Here is a 20,778-nt window from a genome sequence, read left to right as displayed (position 1 = left end):
AATGATTAATCACCTCAAACAATCCCAATTAGTATTAAATCAAGAGCAACTAAATTATCGTCACTCTCAAATATTAGCTAATCATAAAGAATTAGAAACAAAGTATTTTCAGCAAGAAATAAATCAACAACATACATTTTCTCAACCTTTGCAAATCAAACAATCGGATTATAACTTAGAAGAAAAAAGATTATTAGTTATTTCACGTTTACAATCTGCTAATCTTTGTAAAGCTAAAGGGTATAATCCTTGGCAATTAATCTCAAATCGGTCATATGATAACTGTAAAAATCCTTGTATAACTGTTGTAATTACACTTTATAATTACTCAAAATATATTTACGAGTGTTTAGATAGCGTATCTCAGTCCGATATTTCCGATTTACCAGGGAATATAGAAGTATTAGTAATTGATGATTGTTCTAGCGATAATTCTGCAATTCTTGTTGAAGAATATTTAGAAAAAGCTGATAAATCCAATTTACCAATCTGTTTAATAAAAAAGTGGTTCAATACTGGTTTAGCCGATGCGAGAAATGTTGGTTTAGAACTAGCTCGTTCTCCTTACGTCTTCATTTTAGACGCTGATAATTGGATTTATCCCCATTGTTTATCTATTCTTTACAATAAAATTAAATATTCTAAATATGCTGCGGTATATGGAGAAATTAGTAGATTTGATAATGATACTAGAACAGAATTGAATCGAATTTCTTGTCATGAATGGGATGTAAATAAGTTGGTCAAACAGCCATATATTGATGCAATGGCTCTGTTTGATAAAGATATTTTACTTAAAGTTGGGGGATATTCTACCGATTTAATTGAGTATGGTTGGTTCGGATGGGATGATTATGATGTTTGGTTAAAGTTAGCTCAATCTAACTATTCGTGTAAGTTCATTCCTAAAGTTCTCAGTGCATATAGAGTTCATTCAACTTCAATGATAAATACTACCAATAAATATGCACTTAATCTTGCTAAACATTTTTGTCACAAATTTGCTGATATTGCTAGTAAGCATCAAACATCAGATCTGATATTTGGTTTTCCTCAAAGCGAACTATATCAATCGCATATTCCAGAAGATAATCCACAAATACTATTACAAGAATTACAGTTTGCTCATAGTCAAATTGCAGCAATGAAATCAAGTAAACTGTGGAAACTAAAAACATTGTTAAAACTACTCCCTTTCCAAAACAAGATTTCTTATTACCTTCCTCTCTTCATTCTCTGCGTACTCTGCGTCTCTGCGGTTTTTTTTAATTATTTTATCGGCTAACTTTTATATTTATCTAAAACTAATCTGATGCTTGAAAATATTAACTACAAAATTGCAGCCTATATTACTGCTTACCAAGATGAAAAAGCCTTGAATAAAACAATTGCTGCAATCCAAAAACAGTCATACAAAATATCAGAAATATTTATTGTAGATAATTCACAACATCAAACTATCTTAGAAACAAATTATTCAAATATTACAACTGAATTTCACCCCGAAAATATTGGAGTTGATGGAGGATTGAATATAGCAATAAAATGGGCTATAGAAAAACAATATGATTTTCTCTGGCTTTTTGACCAAGATAGTGAACCAGCACCTGATAGCTTAGAAATTCTATTAGCTAAATATCAAGAATTATCTGCCAAAAATCATCATATCGGCATTATTGCACCTCAAATACTCGATATTAATACCTTACAAGAGTTTCCAGGATATGTTTTTCAGGATTATAAATTTGTACCCAAACCTCAATACTCACAAATCTACGATTACTATACTTGTGATGGTGTAATTACATCGGGTTCTCTTGTTAATTTAAGTGCAGCTAAATGCGTCGAACTTCCTCAAGGAAATTTATTTCTTGATGCGGTTGATTACGCTTACTGCATGAATTTTAGACATCAAGGTTACGAGGTGATTGTAGTGAAAAACACAATTATGTCCCATCGTCTTGGTAATTACTCCCAAGTCAAAGATAGACTGTCTAAAATAAATAGCGAAATTACAACTTTTACTTGTTTACCATCTCGTTACTACTATGCTTGTCGAAATCATACTTATTTTGAAACTCGTCAATCAAATAAGCGGATGTTACATTTTTGTCTTATCCATAGATGCAAATTTCTGATGAATATGATAATTAGAATTATCCGCTATGAACCAGATTTAGTTTTACTCAAAATATGGGCTTGTACCTTCGGAACCTTTGATGGTTTTAGGGGTAGACTTGGTAAAGTTTGGTAAACTCATATCTTGTATTAACTTTAAATTATTAGTTACAAATTTTGTTTCCAAACAGTAGTAAAATAAAACTTCAGGAATCCTTAATGATAAATAAATGAAAATCATTTCTGCTGAAATTCCTGATATTCTCATAATTGAACCACAAGTTTTTCACGACGATCGCGGTTTTTTCTTTGAAGCCTTTAATTTAAAGAAATTTACCCAAGAAACGGGTATTAATGTTAACTTCGTTCAAGATAACCATTCTTATTCAAAACACAATGTGCTGCGGGGTTTGCATTACCAAATAGTACAGCCCCAGGGAAAATTAGTCCGGGCAGTTGTTGGTAATATATTTGACGTAGCAGTAGATATTAGAAAAAGTTCTCCCACTTTTGGTCAATGGATAGGTTATGAAATTAGCGCTGAAGATAAGCGTCAAATATGGATACCACCAGGTTTTGCTCATGGTTTTATAGTAATGTCCGAAGTTGCGGAAGTTATTTATAAAACCACAGATTATTACGCACCTCAAGGAGAATGTACTATCCTTTGGAACGATAACGATTTGAATATTAATTGGCACATAAATACTTTACCAATTATTTCGGCAAAGGATGAGGCAGGAAAACCTTTTAAAATGGCAGAAGTTTTTCCTTGAGGTTGTTGTAGTACTGAATCATAAAAGACGCTGTACTGCAACATCTTTAAATCATTTTGTTAGAAAACTTACTAATATCAGGTAGAAGCCCCAGTCCCAAAGTCCTGAGTCCAATACGTGCTGTAGTTTACCTCTCCCGTGTCATTGGCTAGATAGTGATATCCAATCCCCATTTCTCGATAGCTGGAATTAAGAATATTTTCGCGATGTCCGGGACTATTCATCCATCCTCTGACAACTTCTTCGGCTGTAACGTAGCCTGCGGCGATGTTTTCACCTACATAAGGCGATTGATAACCTGCTAAACTAGTGCGATCGCCAACTTTACTTCCGTTAGAACCTGTATGACTGAAGAAGTCACTCATAGCCATATCTTCACTATGTGTCTGGGCTGAATTAGATAGCTGGATATTCAAAGTTAGAGGTTGCAAACCATGTTGAGCGCGATAAGAATTTGTCAATCTCATAACTTTATCAATCAGAGGATTAGTTATAGGAGAAGTTGATGCAGACTGAGGTATAGGAGATGTAGGTGTAGCTGGGACGGGTATAGATTCACTCAACACTACAACCTTTGGTTTGGCTTCTATTGGAGTTACAGACAGGCTCAAATTGTAGTTCGTGTTGGTTGGTTCTACTCCCTCTAAAACTCGAACATAATAGGCTCCATTTCCTAAGTCATTAAAACTTAAAGATTCGCCAAGATTACCGCTATTGGCTGCACGAGCGATGATTTCACCGCTACTGTTGAGCAATTCTAAATCTGCATCTCCACTCAAACCATTGACGATCAGATCGAGTTTGCTGTTAGGATTATTCAAATTCAAACCATAAAAGTCTTGGCTGTCAGAGTTTCCTACCGAGTCTCTTAAAATTATTTCTCCAGAGTCTAAAGCTATCGTGTGAGCGGTATTTAAGGTATTTCCTGCACGATCGCTTTCGATATATTTACTTGCGGAGAGTCCCGATCGCAAACCGATATTGACGAAGTGTTCGTAAGCATCGCTATAGCTAAAACCAGCTTCTTTCAAGTCAGGGTTATTGTCTAGATAATACTTGACATCGAACCCCGGTGCTGATGCTCTTCCCTCAGCTAAACCTTTAAGCTCGAAATGTTCTAAAAGCTGTTTATTATCTAGCGAACTAGCCGCTAGATCGGCATTAGCATTTTTGTAGTATTGGACATCAAAAGCTGGTGAGAAAGATTTTCCTTCTTTCAAACCTTCGATGACAAAATTATTAAATGCTCCTTTGTAGCTATTTCCTACAGCTTGAGCTACATCAGGATTATCGGCTAAGTAATATTTGGCACTGAAAAACGGTGAGAACGAACGTCCTTCGTCCATACCTTGACCTTTCAAATGGTCAAACAGTTCTTCGTTATTTAAATTAGCTAAATCAGTATTTGTTTCGCGGTAAAATTCTAGGTCAGTAAGCGAAGAAAATTTTCGTCCTTGACTGACACCATAATTTACAAGATGTTCGTAAGCGTTTCGGTTACTCAAATCAGCTAAATCGCTGTTGCTAGCACGATAAAAATCTAAATCGACTAGCGATGAGAATTCCAGACCATTATCTAAGCCGTAGTTTTTGAAATGTGACCATGCTTGACTATCACTCAAGCCATTCAAATCTGAATTAGCAGAGCGATAGAAATTAGCATCAAATAAATTAGTAGGCATAGGTTTATTAGGGAACAACACAAAAAAAACACTGCAAACGTTTGCTTTCGTCAGCGTTCCTATACCACGTGGCTAAAAATCATAAGGCTTTGAGCTTTATGTTTTTAAGAAAAAATTAACTATTCATTCAAGTAAGGATTATAGCAAGATTAATACACTAAAGTTTGTCTTCTACTATAAGTAATATTTCTATAGATATATGTGATTTTCTAATAAAACAACCTTTTTATCAGCTATTTAGAGAATTTATAAATAATCCAATGTAAATAAATACTAAACTAAATAGGTATAATTTATAAGTATTCTTAAACAGTAATTATTATTTAGTCGTAAAAATATCAAATGATGCTATGGTATGACGTTTTTATCAATATATTTATTTGCGAATAAAAAATAATACTTAATTTGTTCGTCTAAATAGTTATATAGTTAAATAACTTTATTGAAATATAAAATTAAGCAACAAAAATTGCCTTTTATTTTTTTATTTAATTAACTAATTAGATCCATAAGCTTACTTAAAATTTTAATTTTGTTCGTGTAGGTTGCACTTAAAATCAGTGAAGTTATTCTTCTTGTTGTTATTCCATACCGCTAGTCTAAATCGAATGACCAAATCAATCTTACTAATTGGCTGTAAAGGACAAGTCGGTACCCAATTACAGAAAACCTTTGAACCTTGCAGTAATTTAACCGCTGTCGCACGTCCCATAGTTGAACTTGCTCAGCCCGAAACCCTGCGCGACTTAATTCGAGAAAACCAACCATCCATCATTATTAACGCTGCTGCTTACACTGCTGTAGATAAAGCCGAAAGCGAACCCGAATTAGCTAATACAATCAATGCTGTAGCTCCAGAGGTTCTCGCTCAAGAAGCAGAAAGATTAAGAGCTTGCTTGATTCATATTTCTACTGATTATGTATTTGATGGTAAAACCAATAATCCTTATCAGGAAAATCACCCAACAAACCCTTTAAGCGTTTACGGTAAAACAAAATTAGCAGGAGAAGAAGCTATTCGTTCAAATTGCAGCAACCATTTTATTTTGCGTACAGCTTGGGTTTACGGCACAGGAGGTAAAAGCAACTTTGTCAAAACCATGTTGCGTTTGGGGTCGCAAAAGCCAGAGCTAAAAGTAGTTGCAGATCAAATCGGAAGTCCAACTTGGTCAAAAGACATCGCGCAGATTATAGCCGCATTAGTTACCAAAACCCCACAAGAAACCGGCACTTATCATTACACAAACAGTGGTGTAGCGAGTTGGTACGATTTTGCGATCGCGATTTTTGAAGAAGCCAAACACCTAGGTTTCCCTTTGCAAATTGAGCGTGTCATCCCGATTACTACTTCTGAATACCCAACTCCTGCGACTCGTCCCAGCTATAGTGTTCTCAACTGTGCCAAAATATCCACCATCATAGAATCCCATCCACCCCACTGGAGACAAAGCCTTAGAGAAATGCTTCAAGAATTCCAAGTAAATCAATAATTAGTTATCAATTATCAAATCCTAAAATTTTATGAAAGCATTAATTCTCTCTGGTGGTAAAGGTACGCGACTGCGACCCCTTACTTACACTGGAGCAAAACAACTCGTACCTGTTGCCAATAAACCAATTTTATGGTATGGCATCGAAGAAATGGTTACAGCTGGTATTACTGATATCGGTATCATCATCTCACCGGAGACTGGAGAAGAAGTTCAAGCAAAAACCGGAAATGGAGATAAATTCGGAGCTAATATCACCTATATTTTACAAGAGCAACCCGCAGGACTTGCTCATGCTGTAAAAGTAGCCCGTCCTTTCTTAGCAGATTCACCTTTTGTGATGTACTTAGGTGATAATTTAATTCAACAAGGTGACTTGAGTTATTTTCTCAAGCAATTTCAACAGCAACACCACGATGCATTGATATTATTACGTGCTGTTGCTAATCCTAGTGCCTTTGGAGTTGCGAAAGTTGATGAAAATGGCAAAGTATTAGAGTTAATTGAAAAGCCGAAAGTTCCTCCTTCCAATTTAGCTTTGGTTGGGGTTTATTTCTTTTCTGAAATTATTCATCAAGCCATTGCTTGCATTCAACCCTCTGCAAGAGGTGAACTAGAAATTACTGATGCTATCCAACATCTAATTAGTCAAAAAAAGCAAATATTAGCCTGTAAACTTGAAGGATGGTGGTTAGATACTGGGAAAAAAGATGATTTACTCGAAGCGAATCGTTTAATTCTTGATACCAGTTTACAAACATCGATTGCTGGAGAAATAGATGCTCAAAGTCAAGTAATTGGCAGAGTAGAAATCGGTTCTGGTTCTAAAGCTATTAATTGTACAATTCGGGGCCCCGTAATTATTGGGGAGAATTGTCATTTAGAAAATTGCTTTATTGGTCCTTATACCAGCATTGCCGACAAATCAACTTTAATAGATACAGAAATAGAACACAGCGTAGTTTTAGAAGGTGCAAAGATTTCCGGAATTCACCAACGAATTATAGATAGTTTAATTGGACAAAGAGCGCAAGTCACACTCGCACCCCGTCGTCCAAAAGCCCTACGATTTATGATTGGTGATGATTCTCAGATTGAACTATCGTGATAGTAACAACTAGAAATTGATATTTCCGTTTATTTATACCTCGATATTGAATATTTTGTATATTGTTTTACTGTTTTATTTAAAATCACTTTAAAAAATCAATTTTGTAATTTTTACAACTTAAATAATTAGTTGATTGTCATAACTTTTTATATGTGACAGTTTAAATAGCGTCTGAAATAATTATAAAGTAAATGTTTTTTCGGCATGATTGAAAATCATCTAAAGATGTTTGACAGCATGACATTTGCTGTCGAGCAAAACTTTAGATAAAAAGTCAAACCTTGAAGTCGTTATCAACACAATTAAGAAACTTAGGAAGAGGAGTAATTTATTCTTCTGATTATCTAAGTTCTTTATCACTTGATATAGGTTTGTCTTAGCTGAAGTGATTTATTTTTTAATCGTTAATTATTATTCTACAAGTCTGGTTAAAAAGCTGATTAGTTCTATCCCGGTAAACATAAATGTTGAATACCAAGTAGTTATAGTCAATAACTCTCCGAAAGACAATACTATTAAAGAACTTGAAAGCGAATCAGTTTTTATTTTTGATAACAAAGATAATTTAGGGTTTGGTGGTGCTTGCAATCAAGGACTTGAATGGATTTATAGAAAAGATTGCCAAGCTATCGTTTGGATAATTAATCCGGATGCTTATTTTGAAGAAATATCTTTAGAAAAAGTTAAAAATTTTTTCTATTTGCATTCAGAAGTTTCTATTTTGGGTACTATTATTTATACCCCCAACAAAAAAATTTGGTTTGCAGGTGGTAGTTTTGTCGCTGATACTGGGGCAATATTAACAACAGACTTGTTGACAAATACAAGTGCAGAGTATGTTGGTTGTGATTGGGTTTCCGGCTGTAGCTTAATAGTTAATCTAAATAATTTTTGTAATTGTCCGCAGTTTGACGATGCTTACTTTCTGTATTACGAAGATTTTGATTTTTGTAGACGCTATGCTAAGCAAGGATATTTAATTGCTGTAACTAAAGATTTTGGTTTACTACATCAGCCTTCATCAATTACAAACAGATATATTTTTCAAAAAATTAGACATAGTACTTACAGCTATCTACTAACTTTAGATAGATATACTAATAATTTAATTTTAATTACTAGATTAGTTAAACTCGCTGTTAATGCCTTCATTTTGATTTTTATTAGACCTAAAACAGCATTTGGTAAATTTTATGGTCTATTAATGTATGGTCGGCAAGTGATTCACAGAATCAAGATCAAGCCATTGCTTTAACTTTCTCTAATACTTGACCATCTCAATATTGCTGGGTAAAGGTAGGGAATAGGAAGTAGGGAAAGAAAATAAAGACGGTAAATTATGAGGGGTCAGAGTAGTGCGAGCATCTTGCTCGCTGGTTGTAACGAGCAAGCGAGACGCTCCTACTACAAAAATTAATTACAACGAATATAGAGTTATTAGTTATTAATTTTAAAACTCCTAACTCCTAACTTGTAACTAAATTTAAGCTGTTCTCATCGCACCGGAATAAACTACACCTCGCTGGATGTCCATAGTTAAAATAGCTCCATCTCTTATGGCTTGAGTAGCATTCTTAACGCCAACAATTACGGGTATACCCAGGCGTAAGGCAATGACGGCAGCGTGTGAAGTAAGACTTTCATCCTCGGTAATAATACCGCTAGATTTGCGAATTGCTTCGACAAAATCTGCACTTGTACGCGGAGCAACTAAAATCTCTCCTGGATGAAAATTATTCAAATCCATACCGCTATGAGCTACCCGTGCGCGACCGCTGACCAAACCTTGTCCTAATCCGATTCCTTGACCGAGTACGGCAGTTACTACTTCAACTTTAATCAGATCGGTTGACCCGGAAATCCCTTGGAGAGTACCTGCACTCATTACCACTAAATCGCCTTCATTGAGTAAATTTTTCTCTTGAGCTACATTGATAGCCGCTTGGAAGGTTTGACCAGTGGAAGGTAGTTCTAGAACTAATAACGGTTTGACTCCCCATACTAATTGCAGTTGTCTGGCTACGTTTACGTGAGGTGTGACTGCTAAAATTGGTGTACGAGGGCGGAACTTAGAAACATTGCGAGCAGTAGCCCCGCTTTGAGTCAAAGTCATGATTGCAGCGGCTCCGAGTTGTTCGGAAATTTGACCAACTGCTTGGGAAATCGCATTCGGAATCGAACGTCTGGGGTCGCGTATTTGATTTGCATTTTTGTTTTGCATATCATCTTCTTTTTCCATGCGTTCGGCAATCCGCGCCATTGTTGCTACTGCTTCTACCGGATAATTACCCACAGCAGTTTCATTGGAAAGCATTACTGCATCCGTACCATCTAATATAGCGTTGGCGACATCCGATACCTCTGCCCGAGTCGGACGAGGATTGCTAACCATGCTGTCCAACATTTGGGTAGCGGTAATAATGGGAATACCTAAGCGGTTTGCGGTGGCAATTAAACGCTTTTGCAGCACGGGAACGTCTTCGGCTGGGAGTTCTACACCTAAATCCCCTCTAGCGACCATTACGCCATCACACAAAGCCAGAACCGCTTCCATTTGTTCAATAGCTTCATGCTTTTCGATTTTGGCAATTACTGGTACTTGTTTTCCCGCATTAGAAATTAATTCCTTAATTTCCACCATATCTTGGGGGTTGCGGACAAAGGAAAGTGCGACCCAATCCACACCTTGGTCTAAACCAAATACTAAATCCTCGCGGTCTTTATCGGTTAAAGCCTTAATAGATAAATAAACGCCGGGGAAATTAACACCTTTGTTGTTAGAAAGTTTACCTTCAACCGTAACGCAACAGTGGAGATCGCCTTTTTCCTTATTTACCTCCACAACCTCCATTTCAACTCGTCCATCATCGAGCATAATTTTCGCACCAACGGGGACTTCTTCCGCTAGATGCTCGTAGGTGATGCAGCTGATGTCCTGAGTACCAACAACCTGACGATTGGTTAAAGTAAAGCGATCGCCTTTAGCGACAACTATCGATCCATGTTCAAACTTACCTAAACGAATTTTTGGACCCTGCAAATCTTGCAAAATCGCTACTGGTTTGTTCAACTCAAATGCTGTCTGCCGAATCAACCGAATACTGCGTTGATGGTCAGCATGGGTTCCATGAGAGAAATTGAGCCGCAGCGTTGTGGCACCTGCTTCGATGAGAGCCTTAAGGACTTCAGGGCTGCTGGTAGCGGGTCCAATCGTAGCGACAATTTTTGTCCGACGTACTGAATCTCTTAGTTGCATAGGGGGCTGCTGTATAGCGCTTCTAGCTTAGGGAATAATCGTAGATTAAACTTAAACTTTTGTCTGTGGCTAGAAACGCATTCAGAACAAATTAAATTAGTCTGCTTCAAAAATTCTCTCATAATACCGATTTTAATTGCGTCTTTTATTTAGCAATTACGCCCTTAAGAACGAAAAAGCTAGCCTTTGAGCCATTTAGATTCTATGAACTGCCTTACTCTTAAGTAGAATTTAGCTGAGTTCTACTATTGATAACTTATTAATAACTGGTAGCTAGTAACGAATAACTGTTGACTGATAACCGATAAATGTAAAAATGTAGATAAATGTTGATACATAAAACTTTATTATTCATCTCTCTGTGCCGTATACTCGCAAATATTTGGTAAATAAGGAGTTGACAATGCTCATGTCGGAGGCACAATCGCCACTGACAGTACCTCCCAAGGAACTTTTGTCCCCACCCGGTGGTTTCAATCCCACTCTGCTAATGTTCTTAGCAGCTATTGGAATTGTCGTGCTGTCTGTACTAGGTTATTGGGTTTGGCAATGGCAACAATGGATATGCTTCTGCATGAATATTGTTGCCTTACATATTTCTGGTACGGTAATTCATGATGCTTGCCACCAGGCTGCTCATCGCAATCGGATCGTCAACGCGATTATGGGTCACTCTAGTGCTTTAATGCTTGTTTTCGCATTTCCAGTATTTACGCGAGTGCATTTACAACATCACGCAAATGTTAATGACCCAGAAAACGACCCAGACCATTATGTTTCTACAGGTGGTCCGCTATGGTTAATTGCGGTTCGTTTTTTCTATCACGAGATATTTTTCTTTAAACGACGTTTGTGGCGAAACAACGAACTCCTAGAATGGTTCTTAAGTCGCCTTTTTGTCATCACAATTGTGTTTATCTCGGTACAGTTTAACTTTCTGGGCTACATTCTCAATTTCTGGTTTGTGCCGTCAGGTATCGTTGGCTTAGCACTTGGTTTGTTTTTCGACTATTTGCCTCATCGTCCCTTCGTAGAACGCAGTCGTTGGAAAAATGCTCGGGTTTACCCAAATCCGATTTTAAACATCTTGATTCTAGGACAAAACTATCATCTGATTCATCATTTATGGCCTTCTATCGCTTGGTACAACTATCAGCCTACATACCGTCTAATGAAGCCGCGTTTGGATGAAAAAGAATGCTATCAATCGCTAGGTCTACTTAAAAAGAAAGATTTCTTGGAATTTATGTATGACTTAGTTTTAGGAATTCGTTTTCATAAAAAAGAATAAGGGAATTGGGAATTGGGAATTGGGAATTGGGAATTGGGAATTGGGGAGACAAGGGGAAATTTGAACTATTAATTCCTAACCCCTAACTCCTAACTCCTAACTCCGGTGGTCCTAACTTCAAATCTCGCTAGATATACTCTGAGCCTGTATAATTTCGGTATGAGCAGTAAATTGCAATCGGTTTAAAGATTCTGTGAAGAACACAAAACCTTTGTAGGCAGTTGCATATTTATAAATTTTGGTAAAAAATCCTTCTGCCGTTTCGACTACCAAAGATTCTTTACTTCTAGAGATGATTGTCATAAAGTCTTCTGGCTTTACTCGAACTCCCGTTCCTCGATCAGTAAAGATTCTTCCGCCAATGCCTGTAGGTTGAGTAGCATCACAACCGTCAAACTTCATAATTTTTTAAGTATTTTTACATAGAATATGTGTACATTCTACACCTTCGATTCTATCGTTGACTGTGATGCTTGTAACGGCTGAGGTAAATTCCAGTCGGGACGAAGTTGAGCAGCATGACGTAAATAAATATGACTTATCGTAGTATTCGATTTAATGTAGGCATGAACTAAAATCCGAATACATTTTTCTAAGCTACCTGGGACGTACATTTGCTGCACGTCGATCATTGAAACGTTATCCCAATGGGGACGATGACGAGCGATCGCAGCTGGGAAAATAGCATCTAAATCGGATGTTACTGAAAAAGTAACGCTAATCATGTCCGTCGGATGCAGCTGATTGCGTTTTTCAAGTTCATCTAATAGTTCCATGACAACCTCTTGCATCGCTTCAACCGTATTTTCGGAAACAGTTGTCGCTCCACGGATTGCCTGCATTCGCCATTCCACGTAAAATTCCTCCAAATTAAAACACCACTCATTAGTCATTATTCATTTTTCTTGGTTAAAGGACAAATGACTAATGGCTATGTTTTATCTTTCTTTTACTTGATCGCTCAATTTAACTACAGAAAATTCTTAAGGACGATACAACCACAGAGGTAAACCATTAGTTGTTAATTCAAATTCTAACCAATCAATTTTGGATGTCAGTCCAGTTTGAACTTTGCTACCAGGTAAAAATTTGCTGTACCAAGGTTTAGGTTCTTCTAGAGTGTAAACCTCTGTTTTTTCGGGGTCAAGATTTACCAATTCTGCGGCCCAACGACGAGCATCTTCTTCGGTTCCCAATCTATCTACAACCCCTAACTCTAGAGCTTGCTCTCCGGTGAAAATTCGACCGTCGGCAAAGGTTTTGACTGTTTCCGGTGCTAAGTTACGTCCTTCGGCTACTGTTTGCACAAACTGCCGATAACTTGTATCGATCAATTCTTGCAAAATAGTTTCTTCGTTATCGGTGAGTTCGCGGTCGAAAGACAAGATATCCTTGTAAGGACCCGACTTTATGACTTTAAAAGAAACACCAATTTTATCTAACAAACGCTGCAAATTATTACCGCGCAAAATCACACCGATACTACCCGTAATCGTTCCCGGATTAGCGACAATGTGAGAAGCTCCCATGCCGATGTAAACACCCCCGGAAGCAGAAATATTACCAAAACTAGCTACAATCTTGATTTTTTCACGCAAATGTTTGAGAGCGCTGTAGATTTCTTGAGAATCCCCCACCGTACCACCAGGACTATCAATTCTTAATAGTAGTGCCGGGAATTTCTTTTCCTCTACTGTTTTTAAGGCTTCCAAGACTCGTTGACGAGTACTACCTGCGATCGCACCAGTAACTTCAATTTTGGCGATTTGTTTGCGAAACTTTGACTTAAAAGGCCAAACCATGAGCAGTAAACAGAACCTTATGATATTTTAGATTTGAGTTAAAACATTAACTTTTATTTATAAATGCGTAAAGCATCTGTTGTTAATTTTGCTGGCAAAAATCAAGCAGACGCTAACCCCTTATTTAATTCTAATCAATTTTTTTATGGTTAAATTTTGGTTTTACAAGTTCATGCTAATTAAATAATCGCCTTTGCAGTAAGTAGGCTATTATACAATTTGGTAATAGATGTATAATCAATTATCCAGGCTTGACCACTTATCAGCCTACCTTGGTACTGAATAGCTTAATTTTTTTTTGAAAAATCAAACGTCTGTCAATAAATATCCAATACTAATATTTTGCGATCAAAGTTTTGCAATCAAAAAATATTGCAGCTTTACCAATTGGGATGATTTTTTTTGAATCTCGTTAATTCACACCTAACTATTTTCAGATTGAAAAGTAGGATTTTTCGCCATCGAGAATACTCTAACCGAAATCTTGAGCAAAATAGGAATCGCGCTACTTAGGAGTTGAGACGTAGAATTTGGCATCTGTAGTATACATAAGTATCGAAAAGCGCTCCGACGAAGCTACAAGTTAGACAAATTACAAATAATCCTTGTAACGGAGTTCCGCTACCAAAAGCAGCTAAAAAATTAGATATTTGATTTACGATGATTTCAGTCACGGTTTGTAAACCAGGAACCAAGCTAACCAGCGATAAACTCAACAATGTTCCGCCAACAAATATCATTGGGGCAACAAAACTGAAAATAATCGATAGCACAAGAGAGCGAAGGAAGTTAGTAAACATGGTCATAGAAAAAATGATTCTGTAACGTAGATTAACAGCAGTCGGTACTCGTCACTTTCTACAATAAGCGCGATCGCAATATATCAGACCGGATTTAAAGAATCTTAAGTTTTAATTAAAATATGTTCATAGATTTTCTGTTTTCTATTCTTCGATTTAAAAAACGTTAATTTGATAAAATCTATGGTATATCAAGACTTACACTTATACTACATTCGGATTCTGTGCTATACGTGCAGTGAATAACAGTTTTGATTTCTGAGAGCAGATATTAACTTAAGTTAATATAAAGCGCTATTGAGGGTTCCGAGGAGATGGGGAGATGAGGACAATTACCAACTCCTAACTTCTAACTCCTAACTGGTAGCTTCACAATCTAAAATCTAAAATCCCTTGTATTGACCTTTTATCAAAATCTTTCGCTATTATGACGGCAATTGATGAGTTAATGGAAAATTGTGAGTCAAGCAACATCTAAATCCAGTTTAGGAGCATGGAGCCTGCGATTGCTGGCAGCAGTGTTTTTGATTGGACAAGTAATAATTCATATATTTAAAGGTAAAATACATCGCCGTAATACTTTAGAACAAATGGCTGCTGTGGGACCCGACTCATTATTTATTGCCTTAGTTACAGCTGTATTTGTCGGTGCGGTGTTTACAATTCAGGTTGCACGGGAGTTTATTAACTTTGGTGCGGGGAACGCTGTAGGTGGAGTCTTAGCCGTAGCGTTGACGCGAGAACTTTCTCCGGTTTTGACCGCAGTAGTTTTAGCAGGAAGAGTTGGTTCGGCATTTGCTGCGGAGATTGGGACTATGAAAGTTACAGAGCAAATAGACGCTTTACTAATGTTAAAGACCGACCCGATAGATTATTTGGTTATTCCTCGCGTACTTGCTTGCTGCATAATGTTGCCAATTTTGACTTTACTATCTCTGGTAACGGGTATGGCAGGAGGATTTGTGATTGCAACAAATTTCTACAATCTTTCAGATGCCCAATTTCTAGACTCAGCCCGAAATTTTCTGGGAATGTGGGATATTTTGAGTACCATGATTAAAGCTCTTTGTTTCGGACTTTTGGTAGCCGTAATTGGTTGTAACTGGGGATTAACCACAACAGGAGGAGCTAAAGGTGTAGGTCAATCAACTACAACCGCTGTTGTTACTGCTCTATTAATTATATTTATTAGCAACTTTTTTCTTTCTTGGATCATGTTTCAAGGAACCGGAGGTGCTTTGTTACAAGGTATCTAGTGGATGGAAGATCGGGGGACAAGGAGATGGGGAGACGGGGGGACAATTAAACTACTATTAACTCTTCACTCCTAACTCCTAAGCCTTTTAATCTAAAATCCATTAGCGCAGAAGCGTCTTCCCGTAGGGTAATCCAAAATCCTTTGACCACTTACTTCTAAAATAGAGGTAATGTCTTTTTAGAAACAATTATTTTAAATCGTGACTACTTCATTTACGTCTAATTCGCTATCAACGATAGAACTCAAGCCTAGCTACAACATACCTATTGTCTTAATTATTGCGTCAATTCCCTTGCTATTGATAAAACAATTTGTAGCTGGAGGAATAATTGCACTGTTGGGCTTATTTCTGATGTTTCAAGCTGTTACGTTACGTTTACAATTTACCGCAACCGATCTAGATATTGTTAGAGGTGATAATTTACTACGTCGGTTTCCTTACAGTGAATGGCAAAATTGGCGGATCTTTTGGGGTTTAGTTCCTATTTTGTTTTACTTTAAAGAAGTTAAAAGCATTCACTTTCTGCCGATTTTGTTTGACCCTAATAGTCTCAAAGCTTGCCTAGAAGAACGGTGTCCGAGGATTGATTAAGTGAGGTCAAAGGTCAAAGGTCAAAGGTCAAAGGTCAAAGGTCAAAGGTCAAAGGTCAAAGGTCAAAGGTCAAAGGTCAAAGGTCAAAGGTTAGAGGTCAAAGGTTAGGGGTCAAAGGTTAGGAGTTAATAAATAGTTAGGAGTTTAAATTTCTAGCCATCTCCCCATCTCCCTATCTCCCCATCCTCCTGTCCCTTCCTGGTAAAATGTGAAATTAACACTTTATACTTGATAGTTCTATTGAAATTTGTAAAGATGGCGTTTTTATAATCGCCTTATTTTTTAGGACTTGGATGAATTATGAACCAAGACGAAAGCTATAACGAAGAACAGTTACAAAAAAGCGACTCGGTTGAGCAAACGAGATCTAGAGAGGATTCTTTGGTAGAACGATCGCAAATACCAAGTCCTACAGGAGAAAATTTATTACTAGTTAACCCAATTATGGCGAATTCAAATGAGAATAATGCCCCAGGTAATACCCCAGAAAAATTACAAATAAACTCTGAGTCGGTTGAGAATTCCCCGGAATACAATCTTGCGGCTCAACGAGTAGCGCAGCTACAAAGTACTGAAGAGTCTTTAAAACAGGAAATTGCTGATTTACAAGCTTCTTACAAAACTCTTCGGGGTGAAGTGGGTAATACTCAAAAAGCCTTGTCTAAAATGACTCAAGAAGCGCTTTCCGATCTAGAACAACGCAAACAAACTCTATTAATTTCTGTTGAACAACTTGAACGTCGTCAAGAACGGATTCGCAATGAAATGCGAACTACTTTTGCCGGTGCTTCTCAGGAATTAGCAATTCGAGTCCAAGGCTTTAAAGATTATCTCACTGGTAGTTTAGTAGATTTAGCAGCCGCAGCAGAACAGTTAGAACTTGTTCCACCAACGAAGCCGGAACCCCAACCCGTCATTAAAAGAAATCAGCCGGATGACGAATTCGAGGATGACGAATTCGAGGATGATGATTACGAAAAAGATCGCAATACTTCGCAATTCAGCCAGGGACAGTTCCAAGACACTACCAAAAAAATCCGCCAATTAATAGACCAGTACCGGACTAAACCTGATTACTACGGGCCAGCTTGGCAGTTGCGCCGTACATTTGAACCAGTTCACGCTGAGCGAGTTTCTACTTGGTTTTTCAAGCAGGGAGGACGCGGTGCTTTACGCACTATGGGTAGCAGGTTGCAAAATACACTTGTATCCTCAGCAATTATATCTATCTTGTACTCTTTGTATGGCGATCGCGTTCGTACTTTGGTTTTAGCAAATTCGCCGGAACGCTTGGGGGAATGGCGACGCGGTTTACAAGATTGTTTGGGTATCGGTCGTCCGGATTTTGGCCCCGATAGAGGTTTGGCATTGTTTGAAACACCATCCGCTGTCGCGCAAAAGGCGGAACGTTTGGTAAAAGCGAATTTACAACCGTTAATTATTATTGACGATTCGGAAGAACAAATTAATGTGGGGCTGTTGCAATTTCCGTTATGGTTAGCTTTTGCTCCCGACCCCAAGATGATGAGAGACTATTATGAGGATGAATTTTAATTGAAGTAGTTTCTAGCAACCTTCCTTCTAAAAATATGGCTATTTGGTTAATGTGTGGAGCAGTTTTAATCGCAGCTTACCTTTTAGGTTCTACACCTACTGGTTACACTTTGGTCAAGCTGTTGAAAGGAATTGATATTCGAGAAATTGGCTCTGGTTCTACTGGTGCTACTAATGTATTGAGAGCTTTAGGCAAAGGTCCGGGTGCATTCGTTTTATTGATTGACTGTTTGAAGGGAGTATTATCAATATTTCTGGTTTACTGGTTATTCGAGTTTGCATCCAATAATAACTTGATTCCTACAACAGTTAATTCCCAATGGCAGCCGATTATGGTAACTTTGGCTGGTTTAGCTGCCATACTCGGACATAGTAAATCAATATTTTTAGGATTTCGCGGTGGTAAATCTGTAGCTACGAGTTTGGGTATTTTGTTAGCTATGAATTGGCAGGTTGGTTTGGCAACATTCGCTGTATTTGCTGTAGCTGTAGCCATATCACGGATTGTATCATTCAGTTCAATTTGTGGCGCGATCGCAGTTTCTATTTTCATGGTTTTACTGCATCAACCTTTACCTTACATCCTATTTGGTGTCGCGGGTGGTTTATATGTAATTGTTCGTCATCGCAGCAATATTGAGCGGTTACTTGCTGGTACGGAACCAAAATTAGGACAAAAGTTACCTACGGAAGCGGAGCAAGCTGTTAGTTCGGTTGGTTGAATTATTAGATTTTATCAACAGGTAAGTTATTCGGTGTGAATCGAAGTTATGGAGACGTAGCAGTGCTACGTCTCTACATTTATGCCTAAAATTACCTTTATGTAAAATAAACTTGACACATAGTAAATAAACATTTACTATAAAAGCATGGTGGTACAAATAGGCTATGCATATATTAATTTGCAACTAATGGAAAACCACCTACGAATTTTTCGGACACAGCGTAATTTCTCGCAAGCGTCATTAGCAGAACGTTTGGGAGTCAGTCGTCAAACGATTAACGCGATCGAAAAGGGCAAATATGACCCTAGTCTGACTCTAGCGATGAAAATTGCTCAGCTTTTTGGTTGTGCAATTGAAACAATATTTTTGTTTGAAGCGGATTCTCAAGAAAATTCAACAGGAGTTTCTATGCTTAATAAGTTGACTGCTAAAGCATCACAGGTAATTGCACTTGCTCAAGGACACTTTACATTTGACAAATGGACTTTACAAGCAGTGCGGGTAATTCAGTTAGCTCAACAAGAAGCTCGTCATTTGAGACATAATTTTGTTGGTACGGAACAAATTTTACTGGGATTAATTGCTCTTGATAGCGGGATTGCAGCGAAAGTTCTTAATGGTACGATCGCACTTGATGAAGCTCGTGTCGAAGTAGAGAAAATCATCGGTAGAGGTTCGAGCTTTTTAGAAATACAAATACCTTTTACACCAAGGGTAAAGCGAGTTTTTGAATTAGCTCTAGAACAAGCGCACCAACTCGGACATAATTATATTGATACCGAGCATCTTTTGTTAGGTTTGTTGCTCGAAGGAGGAGGAGTAGGAGTTCAAGTACTGAAAATATTAGGGGTTGACACCAATAATCTTTTTCAAACAATTTTAGAAGAAATTAGATTAAAGCAAGTTAAAATATCGCAAATTACAGCTACTGCGGAAAATTCAAACGCGATTGATTTTACTTCCGGTGCAATTAGCGCTCGTTTTTGTGGTCTATTATCTGCTTGGGTCGAATCGCATCAATTAGGATACGTAGTTAATTCTAATAGTGGATTTCAGCGATTTAACGGAGATATAATTACACCACATATTTCTTTTTATTCCAAGGAAAAACTCAAGCAAGTACCGCGAATTTATCCCGAAGTATTACCAGATTTAGTGGTAGAAATTAAATCGGCATTTGAGCAACTTAGTACTGTTCAAAACAAGATCATCGAGTTTTTAGAAATGGAAATTGGTTCTGCTCTACTAATTAATCCAGACGATCGCACTGTCACTGTTTACATTTATGAACGCGATCGCAAACAGATAGTTAACGTTTTGCGGGATGGAGAGCGGTTAAGTTTACCCCGATTATTCCCCGATTGGGAATTGGAAGTATCGCAATTGTGGGTTACATAATATTTTTGGTTTGCTATAACGGATTGGAAGAAAAGACCAATCACTTTCATAAAAAGAACAATGAAATCTGCTGCTGGAATTGCTTTATTAGCTACCTTGTTTTTTCAGGGTTGCTCGTCTACCACGACTAAGAATATATCCAATCCACAATCTCAGGTGGAATCTGTTCCTGAAAAAACTTCCCAAAGTAAGCAACCAGAATCAAAAAATTCTCAACCGCAAATTTTTTCAAATACTCAAGGTAAATTAACTGTTCCCAAGAAAATTACACCAAATCAACCCGTCTCGATAAAAGTTAAGGTTCCAGCAGTTGTAGCAAAAGCGAATAATAGTAATAACGCTTCCACAAGTCAGCAAATGAATATGGTTGTGGTCAGCAATGACTTAAGATATTTTGATTTGGTTCAAGCTAGCTATAAGAACAGTGAAAATATTGAAGTCAAGCCAAGATTTCCGGCTCCAGGTGATTATACCGTTTTTAGCGATTACAATCCATCTGGGGAAAAGGAACAAGTCTCTGTAGAAAAAGTTTCTGTCCCCGGTAAAGTTCCCTTTCCAACAGAATTAGAAAGTTTTAGTAACACTAAGACAATATCTGACACTAAAATAGAATTAAATTTGTCTCAACCGAATATTAAAGCCGGGAAAAAAGTTACTTTAAAATTCGACTTGAAGCAAGCAAGTAACAACAAACCAATTCAAGACTTAAAACCATATTTAGGTCAAAAAGCAAATTTAGTAGTTATCAAAAGTTCCTCTCCTTTAGTAGAATCCGATTATATTGAGACTGAAACTCTCAAGAATTCATCAGATAACCAAGTGAACTTTACAACTAAATTTCCTCAACCTGGAACCTACAAACTTTGGCTACAATTCAACCGTAACGGTAAAGTTAAAACCGCCGATTTTTGGGTAACGGTGAACA

19 protein-coding genes and 2 pseudogenes are annotated in these 20,778 nt (G+C 37.4%); 15 read left to right on the top strand and 6 right to left on the bottom strand.

All coding sequences use genetic code 11. The annotated features are described in order from the left end of the window. The first annotated feature begins 1 nt into the window (after position 1). The 3 genes from VB797_RS08440 to rfbC all read left to right on the top strand — a co-directional run bounded on the left by VB797_RS08440 (position 2) and on the right by rfbC (position 2,894). Positions 2-1,285: a glycosyltransferase family 2 protein gene (locus VB797_RS08440; protein ID WP_323237226.1), complete on the top strand. Its 1,284-nt coding sequence runs from the start codon at positions 2-4 to the stop codon at positions 1,283-1,285. A 27-nt stretch (positions 1,286-1,312) separates the two neighbouring features. Then, positions 1,313-2,254: a glycosyltransferase family 2 protein gene (locus VB797_RS08435; RefSeq protein ID WP_323237225.1), complete on the top strand. Its 942-nt coding sequence runs from the start codon at positions 1,313-1,315 to the stop codon at positions 2,252-2,254. A gap of 94 nt (positions 2,255-2,348) precedes the next feature. Next, on the top strand, positions 2,349-2,894 hold the full coding sequence (gene rfbC / locus VB797_RS08430; RefSeq protein WP_323237224.1) for a dTDP-4-dehydrorhamnose 3,5-epimerase: 546 nt from the start codon (positions 2,349-2,351) through the stop codon (positions 2,892-2,894). A 77-nt stretch (positions 2,895-2,971) separates the two neighbouring features. Here the strand turns inward: rfbC and VB797_RS08425 are convergent, their stop codons facing one another. After that, complete coding sequence (locus tag VB797_RS08425; RefSeq protein ID WP_323237223.1) at positions 2,972-4,576, bottom strand: CAP domain-containing protein; 1,605 nt, start codon at positions 4,574-4,576, stop codon at positions 2,972-2,974. A 608-nt stretch (positions 4,577-5,184) separates the two neighbouring features. Between VB797_RS08425 and rfbD the strand changes: the two genes are divergently transcribed. From rfbD to VB797_RS08410, 3 genes are all read left to right on the top strand, one after another. Beyond that, positions 5,185-6,066 carry a dTDP-4-dehydrorhamnose reductase gene (gene rfbD / locus VB797_RS08420; protein WP_323237222.1) on the top strand — a complete coding sequence of 294 codons (882 nt, stop codon included), beginning with the start codon at positions 5,185-5,187 and terminating at the stop codon, positions 6,064-6,066. Between the two features lie 31 nt (positions 6,067-6,097). Then, positions 6,098-7,174, top strand: a complete 1,077-nt coding sequence (locus tag VB797_RS08415; protein ID WP_323237221.1) for a glucose-1-phosphate thymidylyltransferase — start codon at positions 6,098-6,100, stop codon at positions 7,172-7,174. A gap of 388 nt (positions 7,175-7,562) precedes the next feature. After that, complete coding sequence (locus tag VB797_RS08410; protein WP_323237220.1) at positions 7,563-8,432, top strand: glycosyltransferase family 2 protein; 870 nt, start codon at positions 7,563-7,565, stop codon at positions 8,430-8,432. A 228-nt stretch (positions 8,433-8,660) separates the two neighbouring features. Here the strand turns inward: VB797_RS08410 and pyk are convergent, their stop codons facing one another. Next, positions 8,661-10,433 (bottom strand): pyruvate kinase, encoded by a 1,773-nt coding sequence (pyk, locus tag VB797_RS08405; RefSeq protein WP_323237219.1) that lies wholly within the window; start codon positions 10,431-10,433, stop codon positions 8,661-8,663. Between the two features lie 403 nt (positions 10,434-10,836). On the opposite strand from pyk, the gene crtR reads away from it, so the two are divergent. Next, positions 10,837-11,724, top strand: coding sequence for a beta-carotene hydroxylase (gene crtR, locus VB797_RS08400; protein ID WP_323237218.1), 888 nt, complete (start codon positions 10,837-10,839; stop codon positions 11,722-11,724). 117 nt (positions 11,725-11,841) lie between these two features. On the opposite strand, the gene VB797_RS08395 is transcribed toward crtR, so the two are convergent. The 4 genes from VB797_RS08395 to VB797_RS08380 all read right to left on the bottom strand — a co-directional run bounded on the left by VB797_RS08395 (position 11,842) and on the right by VB797_RS08380 (position 14,332). Beyond that, complete coding sequence (locus VB797_RS08395) at positions 11,842-12,126, bottom strand: hypothetical protein (protein WP_323237217.1); 285 nt, start codon at positions 12,124-12,126, stop codon at positions 11,842-11,844. A gap of 38 nt (positions 12,127-12,164) precedes the next feature. Beyond that, positions 12,165-12,566: a chorismate mutase gene (aroH, locus tag VB797_RS08390; protein ID WP_323237239.1), complete on the bottom strand. Its 402-nt coding sequence runs from the start codon at positions 12,564-12,566 to the stop codon at positions 12,165-12,167. Positions 12,567-12,707: 141 nt separating this feature from the next. Then, a complete protein-coding gene (gene sppA, locus VB797_RS08385; protein WP_323237216.1) occupies positions 12,708-13,526 on the bottom strand; it encodes a signal peptide peptidase SppA in 819 nt (272 codons plus the stop codon). Between the two features lie 509 nt (positions 13,527-14,035). Beyond that, a complete protein-coding gene (locus tag VB797_RS08380) occupies positions 14,036-14,332 on the bottom strand; it encodes a hypothetical protein (RefSeq protein ID WP_323237215.1) in 297 nt (98 codons plus the stop codon). Between the two features lie 452 nt (positions 14,333-14,784). On the opposite strand from VB797_RS08380, the gene VB797_RS08375 reads away from it, so the two are divergent. The 8 genes and pseudogenes from VB797_RS08375 to VB797_RS08340 all read left to right on the top strand — a co-directional run. Next, positions 14,785-15,582, top strand: a complete 798-nt coding sequence (locus tag VB797_RS08375) for an MlaE family lipid ABC transporter permease subunit (RefSeq protein WP_323237214.1) — start codon at positions 14,785-14,787, stop codon at positions 15,580-15,582. A gap of 201 nt (positions 15,583-15,783) precedes the next feature. Then, positions 15,784-16,176 (top strand): DUF3119 family protein, encoded by a 393-nt coding sequence (locus tag VB797_RS08370; RefSeq protein WP_323237213.1) that lies wholly within the window; start codon positions 15,784-15,786, stop codon positions 16,174-16,176. Positions 16,177-16,476: 300 nt separating this feature from the next. Further along, positions 16,477-17,730 (top strand): DUF3086 domain-containing protein, encoded by a 1,254-nt coding sequence (locus VB797_RS08365; RefSeq protein ID WP_323237212.1) that lies wholly within the window; start codon positions 16,477-16,479, stop codon positions 17,728-17,730. Between the two features lie 35 nt (positions 17,731-17,765). Beyond that, on the top strand, positions 17,766-18,452 hold the full coding sequence (gene plsY, locus VB797_RS08360) for a glycerol-3-phosphate 1-O-acyltransferase PlsY (RefSeq protein ID WP_323237211.1): 687 nt from the start codon (positions 17,766-17,768) through the stop codon (positions 18,450-18,452). Between the two features lie 147 nt (positions 18,453-18,599). After that, positions 18,600-18,824: pseudogene (locus VB797_RS08355) on the top strand (helix-turn-helix transcriptional regulator); the annotation flags it as partial. Positions 18,825-18,899: 75 nt separating this feature from the next. Beyond that, a pseudogene (locus tag VB797_RS08350) lies at positions 18,900-19,334 on the top strand (Clp protease N-terminal domain-containing protein); the annotation flags it as partial. Further along, positions 19,332-19,853, top strand: coding sequence for a Uma2 family endonuclease (locus tag VB797_RS08345; RefSeq protein ID WP_323237238.1), 522 nt, complete (start codon positions 19,332-19,334; stop codon positions 19,851-19,853). The pseudogene VB797_RS08350 and the gene VB797_RS08345, both read left to right, overlap by 3 nt. Before the next feature lie 60 nt (positions 19,854-19,913). Then, positions 19,914-20,778 (top strand): hypothetical protein (locus VB797_RS08340; RefSeq protein WP_323237210.1); only part of this gene is annotated, 865 nt, incomplete at its 3' end.

Source organism: Rivularia sp. UHCC 0363, assembly GCF_034931125.1.
In the GTDB taxonomy this organism is placed as follows: Bacteria; Cyanobacteriota; Cyanobacteriia; order Cyanobacteriales; family Nostocaceae; genus Rivularia.
This window is presented reverse-complemented; position numbering and strand designations above follow the sequence as displayed.

Bases quoted from the DNA above. Each gene is read 5' to 3' on its own strand.
- VB797_RS08440 (WP_323237226.1), top strand. From the start codon at position 2: ATGATTAATCACCTCAAACAATCCCAATTAGTATTAAATCAAGAGCAA.
- VB797_RS08435 (WP_323237225.1), top strand. From the start codon at position 1,313: ATGCTTGAAAATATTAACTACAAAATTGCAGCCTATATTACTGCTTAC.
- rfbC (WP_323237224.1), top strand. From the start codon at position 2,349: ATGAAAATCATTTCTGCTGAAATTCCTGATATTCTCATAATTGAACCA.
- VB797_RS08425 (WP_323237223.1), bottom strand. From the start codon at position 4,576: ATGCCTACTAATTTATTTGATGCTAATTTCTATCGCTCTGCTAATTCA.
- rfbD (WP_323237222.1), top strand. From the start codon at position 5,185: ATGACCAAATCAATCTTACTAATTGGCTGTAAAGGACAAGTCGGTACC.
- VB797_RS08415 (WP_323237221.1), top strand. From the start codon at position 6,098: ATGAAAGCATTAATTCTCTCTGGTGGTAAAGGTACGCGACTGCGACCC.
- pyk (WP_323237219.1), bottom strand. From the start codon at position 10,433: ATGCAACTAAGAGATTCAGTACGTCGGACAAAAATTGTCGCTACGATT.
- crtR (WP_323237218.1), top strand. From the start codon at position 10,837: ATGCTCATGTCGGAGGCACAATCGCCACTGACAGTACCTCCCAAGGAA.
- VB797_RS08395 (WP_323237217.1), bottom strand. From the start codon at position 12,126: ATGAAGTTTGACGGTTGTGATGCTACTCAACCTACAGGCATTGGCGGA.
- aroH (WP_323237239.1), bottom strand. From the start codon at position 12,566: ATGCAGGCAATCCGTGGAGCGACAACTGTTTCCGAAAATACGGTTGAA.
- sppA (WP_323237216.1), bottom strand. From the start codon at position 13,526: ATGGTTTGGCCTTTTAAGTCAAAGTTTCGCAAACAAATCGCCAAAATT.
- VB797_RS08380 (WP_323237215.1), bottom strand. From the start codon at position 14,332: ATGACCATGTTTACTAACTTCCTTCGCTCTCTTGTGCTATCGATTATT.
- VB797_RS08365 (WP_323237212.1), top strand. From the start codon at position 16,477: ATGAACCAAGACGAAAGCTATAACGAAGAACAGTTACAAAAAAGCGAC.
- plsY (WP_323237211.1), top strand. From the start codon at position 17,766: ATGGCTATTTGGTTAATGTGTGGAGCAGTTTTAATCGCAGCTTACCTT.